Consider the following 11,895-nt stretch of genomic DNA (forward strand, 5'->3'; position numbering starts at 1 on the left):
GCTGGTCGCGCCCCGCGGCGGAGCCGCTAGTTGACACAGCCCCGCGCCCCTGAAGGGGCGCGTCACCGCGGGCCCGACCACTCCGCACCGGAATCGCCGCTAGGACCGCCTCCACATCCCCCCTCGGTATCGGGTCGCCGTCTACGACGGCGCAGGCGCCCTCCGGTGGATGTTCGTCCTCGTGTCGGTTCATGGGGTCACCTCCAGGACCACTGCCTCCGTGTACGCCACGCACCCGTGCCAGCCGGCCTTCGCCATCAGCCAGTACGAACCCGGCTGCAGGGCCCCGCCGTTCACCTCGATGCCGCACTCCACCGACTCCCCGGCCGGTACGGCGAACCCCCGCACCCCGGGGCCGACCCCCGCCCACGTCCCCCACGAGGACACCGCCCACAGCGTGCCGTTGATCTCCCCGAGGGTGGTGTTGCGCAGGTTCACGGGGACCCGTACGCGCTCTCCGCGCCGTACGACGACCCGGTCAACCCCCAGCTCTGTAAGCAGAGTTGGGCCGACAGGACCGCCGCCGCCCGGCACGTCCAGGGCCACCGTGTCCTCGTACACCTGGCCGTCGTACGGCAGGCGGGCGGTGAGCCAGTGGCGGCCCGGGGATGCGTCGGGGGGTGGGGTCACCGTGATCTCGGTGAGGGTGAAGCCTGCGGGGGCCAGGGCGTACGGGAGTTGGGCCGGGTCGGCGGACCAGCCCGGCGGGCCGCCGAGGGTGAGCGTGCCGGAGACGGGGGCGTCCGTCAGTTCGGAGCTGATGCGGACCGTCACCGTGACCGGGCCGGAGGCGGTGAGGGTGGTGGGGGAGAGGTAGACCCCCACCGGGAGGTTGCCGCGTGGCGCCGGGCCGGAGTTGTGCAGCCAGTACCGGGTGTGGACGGGCTGGGCGGGCTCGTGTGCATCCACACCGGCACCCGGGTCAACAGCCGTCACCCCGGCGGGAGTTGCGAGTACCGTCGCCACCTCGAAGCCGGTCAGGTGGGTGCCGAGCGTGCCGTCCGCGTCCGGGGGCAGCGGCTCCCCCGGCCTCTCCAGTACGTCGGCCCGGGCGCCGTCCGTCCACGGCACCGGCCCGCGCACCCGCGCCGCCGTCGAACGGCCGTTGACCTCGTGCAGTCGTACGACGACACCGCGCCCGGGGTCGGCGGGCGCCGCGCTCCCTCGCGCGAGCGGTGAACCGGCCGGTTTGAGCGCGTCGAGGATCACCTCGCCCGCGGGTTCGAGGCTCAGGAGGGTCGCGGTGCGGGGGAGGCGGTCGGCCTCCGGAGACCGCTCCCTCACCCTCGCCCGCAAGGGGTGGTTGTACGCGTGTCCCGTCTGCGGCAGCCGCAGTTCGCGCCAGTCGCCGGTGCCGCCCAGGACGGCGTACTCGAAGGTGTGCGACCAGCGTTGGAGCTGGAAGGCGGAGCCGTCGGGGGCTGTTCGGCGCGGGGGGTCGACCCAGATGCCCGAGGGCCAGCCCGTGCAGGAGCGCATCAGGCTCATGTACAGGTCGCCGGAAGGGGTGACCACGCAGCCGGGGGTGCCCCGGTTGAGGACGGCGAAGCCGGTGCCGTCCCAGGTGTCGCCCGGCGGCAGCGCCTCGCCGCCACCGGCAGCCGTGGCGTGTACGACGGAGTCGGCGAGGTCGGCGATCAGCGCGTGCACCGCCTTGGCGTCGTCCTCGGGGCCGCTGCCCGCCACCACGAGCAGCGGGAGCCGTTCGAGGTCGCGCAGGTCCGCCCCCGGTATCCATTCCTCGCGCAGGCCCGCACGCGGCGCGACCCACACCGACGCCGTGCCCGACTCGGCGAGCTGGCGCCGGAGTTCGCGTCCGGCGGCCGGGTCCATGGCGAGGGCCTCGGCGACGACGGAGTTGCGTTCGGGGGCGCCGACGGCGATGCGGAGGTCGGGGAGGTTGGAGTCGACTTCGAGGTCGCCGTAGCGGTGGCCGCCCGCGATCGTCGAGGTGGCCGTGACGCCCACGCGGACCAGCGCGGCGGCGAGTTCGGCACCGAGTTCGCCGGCCTCCTGCCAGGAGGGGTAGACCAACTCGGCTACTCCGACGGCCCGTTGGCCGAGCGGGCGGCCGGTGTCGTCGCTGAGCGCGACCCGGGCCGTCGCCCCCAGCGCGAACCAGTTGTTGGCCGGGTTGTCGAGCGTCCAGGGGAACTGTTCGCTGTCCACCTCCACGAACCCGAACCCGCGCCCGATGACCGCGTCGGCCACCTCGTGCACGGGCAGTCCGCCCTTGACGTCGGCGGGCCAGCGGACCCGGATGAGGCGGTCGGAGCCGTCGTACCCGTCGAGGGTCGTCGACACGTCCAGCCGGTCGATGCCCTTCCAGAGGGTCAACTGCTGCATGTAGGTGAGGAGTTGACCGAGGCGTGCGGTGACGGTGAGGCGCGCCCCGGCGGGCGAGTGCTCGACCTTCACGGCGTCCGCCGTCACGTCTCCGCTGCGGGCGGCCGTCGTGCCGGTCGGGGTGAGGTGCCAGGGGCCCTCGCCGAAGCGCGGGTGCCTCGGGTACTCCTCCTGGACGACCAGCTCGTTGCCGATGTCGCCGGGGCGCAGCAACTCCCGGCCGCCGTCGGCGAGTCGGCGCAGGCCGCTGACGGCGCCGCCGCGTGCGGGGTCGACCGTCACCTCGTAGAACTCGTTGTGGATGGTGAGGCCTTCGCCGGGGGTCCACTCGGGGGCCCTGCCCTCGGTGAGGGGGAGGGCCTTGAGACCGAGGCCCGGTATCTCCGGGGTCAGCAGCCGGAGTTTGCCGTCCGGCTCTCTGACCGCCGGAAGAGGCAGGCCGGTTGAGTCGTCGACGGGGACGAGGCCCTCGGGGAGGTCGGTGGTGAGGGTGTCGCGGCGGGGCCAGGTCGCGGAGTTGAGGACGACGAGGTCGGGGCCGCCGCCCGGCAGCGGGGTGACGCGGTCCGCGAGGGCCTGGGTGGCGTCGGCGTGCACGGACTCGGCGAGGTCGTACAGCTCGCGCCAGCCGGTCAGCAGGTCGATGTAGACCTGGTCGGACTCGGAGCCGGTGATCGCGTCGTGGTGGGCGCCGTAGACGAGCTGCCGCCAGGCCTTGTCCAACGCCGCGTCCGGATAGGGGTGTCGGGCGACCAGGGAGGCGAGGGTCGCCCAGGCCTCGGCGTCGGCGAGGAGTGTCTCGCCGTACCGCTGGGCCTGTTTGGTGTCGATGTACGAGACGTCCTTGCCGGTGTAGATCGGGTTCATGTCCCGGGTCTGGGGTGACGCCTTCCGTCCCTCGGCGGCGAGTTCGGCGCGGACGGCGGTGAAGAAGTCGCGGGGGATCGCGGAGACGAAGCGCGGCCAGACGTACCGCTCGTTCCAGTCGCGGTGGATGCCCATGACCCAGCGGCAGGGCGGCGCGTAGTCGCCCCCGACGGGCAACAGCACATTGCGGGTGAGCGCGACCCGCTTCAGCCCGGTGAAGAGCTTGAGGGCGGCGGCCTCCGCTTCCGGGAGCGTGGGCGCGTTGTCGATGGCCCAGCCGGCGCCGTAGTGATTGACCATGTAGGCGGTGAGCAGCCCGCGCCCGGAGGGGGCGATCCAGTCGAACTCGGCCTGGAACTGCATGCGTTGGGGATCGCGCGGTTCCTCCCCGAACACGGAGAGGGTGGGCCCCCACTGGTGGAAGGGCCCACGCGCCCAGGAGCTGGAGGAGAGCCCCGCGTCGGCCATCAGCCCCGGAAATTGGGGGTCGTGGCCGAAGGCGTCGAGCTGCCAGGCGGTGTGCGGGTCGGCGCCGAGGATGCCGCGCTGGAAGCCGTCGCCGTAGAGGGCGTTGCGTACGGTCGCCTCGGCGCCGGTGAGGTTGGTGTTGGGCTCGTTGTAGGTGCCGCCCATGATCTCGACGCGTCCGGTGCGCAGCAACTGCCGTAGGAACGCGCGCTCTTCGGGGAAGGAGTCCCAGTAGGGCTTGAGGTAGTCGACCTCGGCGAGCACGAAGGTGTACGCGGGGTCGCGGCGCGCGAGGTCGATGTGCGCGCGGACGAGGCTCATCCCGGACTGGCCGCGCGAGTCGAAGGTACGGGCGGGGAGACCGGAGAGGGCCGGGTCGTCGGCGACGTCCCAGGTCTCGGTGTAGGCGGCCTGGGTGTTCCACCACACCGGGTCGTAGTGGAAGTGGCTGACCATGAACATCGTCCAGCCGGGCTCGGCGACGAGGAGGGCGCCGGTGAGGGAGGCCCGTTGGGCGGGGTCGTCGGTGTCCTCGGCGGTGACCGTGATGTGGGTGCGCTCGCCGGGCGGCAGGTCGCAGAGCACGGGCAGTTCGGCGCGGAGGGTGCCGTCGTCGCCGACGGTCGCGCGGATGTCCCCCTCGCTGCGGACGCCGGGGCCCTCGGCGGTGAGCCGGACCGTACGGCCGGCGAGGTGGCCGACCTCGACGGTCACCACCTGACGCGGGTGCTCGGCGCTGCCGACGAACAGCTCGGTCGACTCGACTGAGGTGACGCGCATGGGTCTCCTGCGAGGCCTAGGAGGGAAGCGGACCGGAAAACGGGATGCCGGGATGCCGGGAAATCGGGACATCGAAATCGCGGGGCCCTATCGTGGCACCGATCGGATGGTTCAAACAACCATCTTCTTGTTTCCTTGGTGGTTCATCCATGCAAAAGCCGCCTCGGACCGGAGTGGTCCGAGGCGGCTCGTGTGCTGTCGTCGATCGGTCAGCGGGTGCGGCGGGACCTCACCGCGTGCTCCCTGGCGATGTGGTCGGTGAGGGCGAGGGAGGCGCTGGCGCGCTGGTAGGAGAGCTGCGCGACCCGGACGTAGAGGCAGTCGATGAGGACCAGCACGGAGTGCCGGGCGCCGATGCTCTCGGTGCGGAAGCTGGTCTCCGAGGAGGAGGAGATCAGCCGTACGTCGGCGGCGCGGGCCAGCGGGGACTTCGGGTCGGCGGTGATGGCGACGGTGGTGGCGCCGCGCTGCTTGGCCAGTTCGAAGGGCTCGATGGTCTCGCGGGTGGAGCCGGAGTGCGAGATGCCGATGGCGACGTCGGCGGGGGTGAGGAGGGCGGCGGAGGTGAGGGCCGCGTGCACCTCGGTCCAGCCGCGCACCTGGCAGCCGATGCGGAACAGGCGGGTCTCGGTCTCCTGGGCGACCGCGCCGCTGCCGCCGACGCCGTACACGTCGATACGGCGGGCGCGGGCGGTGGCCTGGCCGGCGCGCTCGATGGAGTCGAGGTCGATGCGGTCGATGGTCTGCTGGATGGCGCGCAGATCGGCGCTCCCGACCACCTGGACGACGCGCTCAAGGCTGTCATCAGGGGAGATGTCGGGCCCGATCTCGGCGGTGCCCCAGTCGGAGACCTCGCCGCGACCGCGCTCCTGGGCCAGCTCGATGAGGAGATGCTGGTAGGAGTCGAGGCCGATGGCACGGCAGAACCGGGTGACCGTGGCCTGCGAGGTGCCGGTGCGGCGGCCCAGTTCGGCGGCCGAACAGTGGGTGACGGCGGCGGGGTCTTCGAGGATCAGCTCACCGACCTTCCGGAGGGAGCCGGCGAGGCGCGGCAGCTCCGTACGGATGAGGGTGGTGACGTCGGTCGGGGGCATCCCGGTGCCGGAGCCGGTCCGTTCGGTCCGTTCCATGGGGTAACCGATCTCCTCGGCGCTGTGCTGGTGGTTGCTGATGGTCGTGACGAATGTATCAGCCACCGTCTGTGGGGCAGTTTGAATTCCAGGACCAGAGGGGCCGGGGAGGGGGGAGGGTGTGGGCGGGCTTTGCTGGTTGCTTGTTGCCCCGTTGCTCGCGGGTCGTTGCCCGTGGCCCGTACACTGTGATTTATTGATTCACCGATAGAGGTAGAGCGGGTGGTTTCATCCACCGGTGGGGAGTGTCGAGTGACCGTCGAGTCCGTCAGCGCCCAGGGCTTCGCGCGCGAGAGCCGGGCCGTCCTCGACCGCGTCACCGGGTCCGGGGCCGCCCAGGAGTCGGTGTCCCGCGCCGCCGGACTTATCGCGGACTGCATCCGCGCGGACGGCGTGATCCAGGCCTTCGGTACGGGGCACTCGCAGGCCCTCGTCCTGGAACTGGCCGGCCGGGCGGGCGGCCTCGTCCCCACGAACCGTCTGTCGATGGCCGACCTGGTCCTCTACGGCGGCGACGACCCGAGCGCCCTCGACGACCCGCTGCTGGAACGCAAGCCGGGTATCGCCGAGCGCCTGTACGACCTGGCCGCCCCGCATCCGGCCGACCTGTTCGTGATCATCTCCAACTCGGGCGTCAACAACGTCATCGTCGAGATGGCGCTGAAGGCGAAGGAGAACGGCCACAAGATCCTCGCGATCACGTCCCTCACCCACACGCGGACGGTCCCGGCGGGCCACTCCAGCGGCAGGAAACTGGCGGACATCGCGGACGTGGTCCTGGACAACGAGGCCCCGACGGGCGACGCGCTGCTGGAACTGCCGGGCGGGGGCGCGGTGTGCGCGCTGTCGACGCTGACGGGCGTGATGCTGGTGCAGATGGCGGTGGCGGAGGCGGCGGCGGTGCTGATCGGGGCGGGGGTGCGTCCGCCGGTGTACGTGTCGGCGAACGTGCCTGGGGGGTTCGAGGGGAATCTGGGGTTGGAGCGGCATTACGGGGGGCGGATTCGGCGGCCGGCCAGCTGAGGGAGGGGGTGCTACTGACGAGTCCTGTACTTGAAGGCATTCAGCGACCTCCAGGCCGGCCAAGCCAGCCAGACCAGCAGCACCTGGACGATGCCCGCGACGGCGTACACGGACGGTGCGTACGAATCCGGGCCCGGACTGTACTCGTCGAACCCGACGGCACCTCCGAGCAGCAGGAACGCGATGGTCGTCAGGAAGCCTGACGGGAACGTGATGACGTACAGGGCGACGGCCGCCGTGTCGCTGCCTCGGTCGACGCCCAGGTAGTCGAGCCCGAACACCACCACCAGGTACACCAGGGCGATGAGCGGCCCGGTCTTGGAGGGCGGGGGAAATCTCATGGTTCCTTCGCTTGGGCCGATTATCACGCAATGTTGCGATTGCCGAGGATAACCGCTTGCCGGGCGGACGCCGATCCTGGACGATCCCGGACCGTGACGACGCATGCCGAGGAAGCCCGCCCCGACCGAACACCCGGCCGCACCCGGCCGCTCGCCCTGGTCACCGGGGTGGGTCGTACCGTCGGCATCGGGGCGGGGGTCGCCCGGCGGTTGGCGGCATCGGGGTGGGATGTCGCCTTCACGTACTGGACGCCGTACGACGCCCGGATGTCCTGGGGCGTCGAGCGGGGGGCCACGGATGGGATCAGCGGGGAGCTGAGCGCGCTCGGCGCCGCGAGTACGGCGATCGAGGCGGACCTCGCCGACGCGGATGCTCCGGCCCGTGTCTTCGACGAGGTCGAGCGGTGGATGGGCGGTGCGGGTGGCGGCGGCGGTGCCAGTGCCCGTCTCGGTGCCGGTGCTGGTGTCGCCGCGCTGGTGATGTGTCACTGCGAGTCGGTCGATTCGGGGCTGCTCGACACGACCCTGGAGAGCTTCGACCGGCATTTCGCCGTCAACGCCAGGGCCACCTGGCTGCTGATCCGGGAGTTCGGACTCCGCTTCACGGCGCCTGCCGGAACCGGCCGGATCGTCAGCCTCACCAGTGACCACACGGTGGGCAACCTGCCGTACGGCGCGAGCAAGGGTGCCATGGACCGCATCACCTTGGCGGCGGCCCGAGAACTCGCCCACCTCGGGGTGACCGCCAATGCCGTCAACCCCGGTCCGGTGGACACCGGTTGGATGTCGGAGGAGGACCGGGCGAACTTCCGCCGCCGCACCCCACTGGGCCGCCTGGGCACTCCGCAGGACGCGGCCCATCTCGTGGACTTCCTGTGCTCTGAGGAAGGGCAGTGGGTCAATGGGCAACTGCTGATGAGCAATGGGGGACTTGGGTAGACCTGGGCCGACTACAGGGCGATGAGTCCGGCGGCCGTAGGACGGAAACCGCAGGCCTCGAAGTAGAAGGAACTGAGGTGGTCCTCGAAGTCCACGTGCAGCCACTCGCAGTTGGCGGTACGGGCGTGCTGTGCGGCGGTGGCGATCAGCGTGGCGCCGATGCCCTGGGACCGACAGCGCCGGGCCACGACCGTATCGAGGACGAAGGCGTGAACTCCGCCGTCCCAGGCGACGTTGACGAACCCGACGAGGGAGTCGCCGTCCCGGGCACAGACCCAGCCGAGGCTGTGGCGTTGCAGCCGGGTGCGCCAGTCCGTGGTCGCCGGGTGGCCACCGAAGCCTTCGGCGTGGAGGGCGTTGAGGGAGGCGTTGTCGAAGTGGGCACGCCACTCGTACCTGGTCGTCATGCGGCCTCGCTACCATGCTTCTGCGCGGCGGTACAACGACCAACTGTGGGGCGCGTTCCGGAAACTGGGATGCCGGTACCGCGTCCCCCTCCCTACCCTCGCCCCATGCCCCACCACCCCACCCTCCTGAACGTCATCGACGTGGAAGCCACCTGCTGGGACGGACAGCCGCCGCCCGGTTCGGTGAACGAGATCATCGAGATCGGGCTCACCGTCGTGGACGTTGCCGCACGGCGCCGGGTGTCCCGGCATCGGCTCCTGGTCCGGCCTGCCCGTTCGGCCGTGAGCGCCTTCTGTACCGAGCTGACCGGGCTGACGCAGGCCGAGGTCGACCGGGGTGTCGGCTTCGGCGAGGCCTGCCGGGTCCTCGTCGAGGAGTACGGGGCCGGGGAACGGCCCTGGGCGAGCTGGGGCGAGTACGACCGGCGGCAGTTCGCCCGGCAGAGTCAGGCCGACCGGGTGGCCTACCCGTTCGGGTATCCGACGGAGCGCACCCACACCAACGCCAAGCTGGTGTTCACCGAGGCGTACGGGCTGCGCCGGAAACCCGGCATGAGCCAGGCCCTGCAGATCGCCGGACTGCCGCTCGAAGGACGCCATCACCGGGGGGAGGACGACGCTTGGAACATCGCCGCGCTCGTTCTGGATCTGGTGGGGCGGGGGGCTTGGCCGGTCGCGGAAACGGCCCCCTGAGCCGTCGGGCGAGCCAGTTCTCCGTACCCGACGGTCAAGGCCACGTCCGGTCGAGGCCGCCGAGCCGCACGGCGTACGCGGCGGGTCCGCCCTTCTCGGCGGCCCGGAGGATCGCGCTGCGATGTGCGTCGAGCCGTTCCACCATTTCCAGGGTGCGGAGTTGCTGATTGTCGAGGTAGAAGAGCACGGCGGAGTGATCGAGGACGGGCTGGATCTCCAGGTCCCGGGTCTTGATACGGCCGTCCTTCGACAGCGGAACCCATGACCGGTCGAGCCCGTACGAGATCCACTCCTCGTCGGGAACGTCCTGCGCGTCCGCCGGGAAGACGTCGACGATGCGGTGCACCGCCCAGCCACGGTGCCTCAGTTCCTCCGCGACGCGGCGTCCCAGGTTCCGGTCGAGGAAGAACTCAGGCGGCAAGGCGCACCACAGCGTGGCAGAGCGAATCCACCTGCTCGGGCGTCATGCCGTACTCGTAGGCGATGTCCTCGACGCTCTCACCGGCCTCCCAGAGGTCCGCGACCGCCTTGACCGTGACGCGGTTGGCGGCGATGACCGGCAGTCCGTGGCCGAACCGGGGATCGAGCACGACGGGCACCGACTCCCCGTACTGCTTCAGCCGCAGGCTCGCCGGGTAGTCGTCCTCGCCTTCCCAGGTCAGGTAGCGGAGATACCCGGCCACCACCTCGTGGATGGGGGCCTGGCCGTCGCGTGCGCGCCTCAGATCGCCGAAACCGTGCTCGACGAAGATGTCCACGCCGTCCGTCGCGATGCGCTTCGAGACCAGTCCGTAGGGAGTGTCGAACGCCTTCCGTACGGCCGCTGCGGCCTCCCGGATCTCGCTCATCCGCAGGCCCAGCGAGCGCAGGGAGCGCAGTACGTGGGCCTCCGCCACGGCGATGAACGGGACCGACGGCTGTCCGCTTCGCACAGGCTCGACGCGGTGGACGAGTGGTGCGCCCGCCGCCGTTCCCTTGAGCCAGCTGGTCAGCGTCGGCAGGGGGACCTCCAGGTGGGAGGCCGTCTCCGTGGGTGTCAGAAGCCCGTCGTTGAATCGATTGACCATGATCCTCCTCCCGTTGGCCCGGCTTCCGTTGGTCCGAGGTTCCGCATGTTTGCACACCGGACTCGCCGGCTGTACGCCATGACGGTGCGCCTCCGTCACGTGCCGTGCCCGGACACCGGCTCCCCGAACCATCAGGCCGCCTCCACCGGCCTGCAGTCCCGGCACGCGGAAGGTTCCGCCGCCCTGAACGCCCGTTCGCAGCCGTCGCAGGTCTGCCAGGGGAGGGCGAGTGGCCGGGGAGTGGCGGGCGGCGGTGCGCTCGGGGGCGCGGGGAGCGGGGTCTCGCGCAGGCGGAACGCCAGTACGCGTGCCGGGCGGGCCCGGAAGTGGGCCGGGAGGTCGCTGGTGAGGGCCCCGGTGATCTCCTCGGGGCGCAGGCCCTGCGCGAGCCACTCGGCGACCGCCGGGGCCAACTCGGCGACCTCGCCGCGGGACAGGATCAGCCTGCGGTCGACGATCCGGAGAGAGGCGAGGATGACGACGGCCTGGGGGTCGGCGTCGTCAAGGCCGAGCGGGGGCGGGGGAGGTGACGAGGGCGGCAGGTCAACGGGCAGGTCAACGGGCTGGACAAACAGGGGGGTTGTCGCTTCCGCAGGTGCGGCCGACGGAGTGCTCTGCCCGTTCGGCGGCGTGCTCTCCCCGTCCGGCGTCGCGGACGTCCTGGGCCGCGAGGGCGGTGGAGCGAGGGGCGGCCTGTCGTCGGCGCCGCGCGGTACGTCGTAGAAGCACGTCTGGGTACGGACCTTGCCGTTCGGCCCGCGCACCCGGCGCCGTTCCAGATACCCCGCCGCCTCCAACTCCCGCAGAGCGCGCGAGATCAGGATCTCGCCCTCGTCGAAGTGGGCGCAGAGGGCGGCGATGCTGACGCGGGCGCCGTCGGGCACCGAGAGGATGTAGGCCGCGACGCCGACGGTGACCGCGCTGCCGCGTCGCTGGGCGAGGGCGTTGGAGATCACCGTGAAGTCGGCGGTGAGACGGGTGCGTACGTGGATCACACCGTAGGTGTGTGCCTTTGCCGCACCGGCGTTGGCGCACGAGGGCGCGTTAGACTGCGTTTCAGCCATCGGGAAGTTCGTACCTTCCTGAGCGGTCAGGCCCTCGTTCAGGATTGCCGTCCTGGCGGGGGCCGTCGTCTTTAGTTGGGTTGTTCCGGGAACGTAACTCTCCGCGCCCACTCGCCGCAACCGCGTCACTCCTGAGGGTGAACGGGTCAACGGGCGGGAGGAGGAGGGTGGTTGGTTCTTTAACCCAAGTTCTTTAGGGGGGTTGGTCCGTGGCCGACCGGAACCCGGTCGACCCCGTCACGGTGACCAGCCCACCAGCGATATCACCAAGGGCCCGTCGGCCAGGTACCGGTGCAACGCCTCCGCGCTTGACCGGACGAACTCCCCCGGCAGCGCGTCCACTTCGGCCCAGCGGACCTCGGCGTGCTTCCCGGGTTCGCGGTTCTCCGGGTCGCCCGTCCACTCGTCGGCGGCGAAGACGACGGTGAGGTAGCCGTTGGGAGTCCGCGCGTTCCGGGCGCCGTGGACGATGTGGGCGACCCGCAGGGCCTCCGGCCGCACCCGCAGGCCCGTCTCCTCGTACAGCTCACGCACCGCCGTGTCGGTGATGGGCTCGCCGGGTTCGCTCTTGCCCATGGGCAGGTCCCACATGCCCTGGCGGCCCGACCTGGCGTGTGGGCCGTGTCGCAGCAGGACGACGCGGTCCGCCGCCCGGTCGTGGACGATCACCGCGCCGACGAGCACCGTCATGGAGTCGAGTGGGGGCGGGAGCGGTGCGCTTCTCAGGGGTGAGTGGTGGTCGGTCATGGTGCGCGGAGTCTAGGGCGGCC

The 11,895-nt window shown here is 71.2% G+C and carries 11 protein-coding genes; 3 read left to right on the plus strand and 8 right to left on the minus strand.

The window, feature by feature from the left end:
* Nucleotides 1–189: 189 nt before the first annotated feature.
* Together CW359_RS24445 and CW359_RS24450 are read right to left on the minus strand one after the other, a co-directional pair.
* Nucleotides 190–4,461: a glycoside hydrolase family 38 N-terminal domain-containing protein gene (locus CW359_RS24445; protein ID WP_105972253.1), complete on the minus strand. Its 4,272-nt coding sequence runs from the start codon at nucleotides 4,459–4,461 to the stop codon at nucleotides 190–192.
* A gap of 209 nt (nucleotides 4,462–4,670) precedes the next feature.
* Nucleotides 4,671–5,555: a MurR/RpiR family transcriptional regulator gene (locus tag CW359_RS24450; RefSeq protein ID WP_105972342.1), complete on the minus strand. Its 885-nt coding sequence runs from the start codon at nucleotides 5,553–5,555 to the stop codon at nucleotides 4,671–4,673.
* Nucleotides 5,556–5,843: 288 nt separating this feature from the next.
* Between CW359_RS24450 and CW359_RS24455 the strand changes: the two genes are divergently transcribed.
* On the plus strand, nucleotides 5,844–6,614 hold the full coding sequence (locus CW359_RS24455; protein ID WP_105972254.1) for a sugar isomerase domain-containing protein: 771 nt from the start codon (nucleotides 5,844–5,846) through the stop codon (nucleotides 6,612–6,614).
* Nucleotides 6,615–6,625: 11 nt separating this feature from the next.
* On the opposite strand, the gene CW359_RS24460 is transcribed toward CW359_RS24455, so the two are convergent.
* Complete coding sequence (locus CW359_RS24460) at nucleotides 6,626–6,955, minus strand: hypothetical protein (protein WP_105972255.1); 330 nt, start codon at nucleotides 6,953–6,955, stop codon at nucleotides 6,626–6,628.
* A 93-nt stretch (nucleotides 6,956–7,048) separates the two neighbouring features.
* On the opposite strand from CW359_RS24460, the gene CW359_RS24465 reads away from it, so the two are divergent.
* Nucleotides 7,049–7,894, plus strand: coding sequence for an SDR family oxidoreductase (locus CW359_RS24465; RefSeq protein WP_232838572.1), 846 nt, complete (start codon nucleotides 7,049–7,051; stop codon nucleotides 7,892–7,894).
* An 11-nt stretch (nucleotides 7,895–7,905) separates the two neighbouring features.
* On the opposite strand, the gene CW359_RS24470 is transcribed toward CW359_RS24465, so the two are convergent.
* Nucleotides 7,906–8,301, minus strand: coding sequence for a GNAT family N-acetyltransferase (locus tag CW359_RS24470; protein WP_105972257.1), 396 nt, complete (start codon nucleotides 8,299–8,301; stop codon nucleotides 7,906–7,908).
* A gap of 105 nt (nucleotides 8,302–8,406) precedes the next feature.
* Here CW359_RS24470 and CW359_RS24475 point away from each other — a divergent pair, with 105 nt between their 5' ends.
* Nucleotides 8,407–8,994 (plus strand): 3'-5' exonuclease, encoded by a 588-nt coding sequence (locus CW359_RS24475; RefSeq protein WP_105972258.1) that lies wholly within the window; start codon nucleotides 8,407–8,409, stop codon nucleotides 8,992–8,994.
* Nucleotides 8,995–9,028: 34 nt separating this feature from the next.
* On the opposite strand, the gene CW359_RS24480 is transcribed toward CW359_RS24475, so the two are convergent.
* The 4 genes from CW359_RS24480 to CW359_RS24495 form a co-directional block, all read right to left on the minus strand.
* Complete coding sequence (locus CW359_RS24480) at nucleotides 9,029–9,415, minus strand: PIN-like domain-containing protein (RefSeq protein ID WP_105972259.1); 387 nt, start codon at nucleotides 9,413–9,415, stop codon at nucleotides 9,029–9,031.
* Nucleotides 9,405–10,061, minus strand: a complete 657-nt coding sequence (locus tag CW359_RS24485; protein WP_105972260.1) for a DUF433 domain-containing protein — start codon at nucleotides 10,059–10,061, stop codon at nucleotides 9,405–9,407. The genes CW359_RS24480 and CW359_RS24485 overlap by 11 nt, the downstream gene beginning before the upstream one ends.
* Nucleotides 10,062–10,192: 131 nt before the next feature.
* Entirely contained in the window at nucleotides 10,193–11,125 is a 933-nt protein-coding gene (locus tag CW359_RS24490; RefSeq protein WP_105972261.1) for a hypothetical protein, read from the minus strand.
* A gap of 237 nt (nucleotides 11,126–11,362) precedes the next feature.
* A complete protein-coding gene (locus CW359_RS24495) occupies nucleotides 11,363–11,872 on the minus strand; it encodes an NUDIX domain-containing protein (protein WP_105972262.1) in 510 nt (169 codons plus the stop codon).
* Between the last annotated feature and the right edge of the window lie 23 nt (nucleotides 11,873–11,895).

Source organism: Streptomyces geranii, assembly GCF_002954775.1.
Taxonomy (GTDB): domain Bacteria; phylum Actinomycetota; class Actinomycetes; order Streptomycetales; family Streptomycetaceae; genus Streptomyces; species Streptomyces geranii.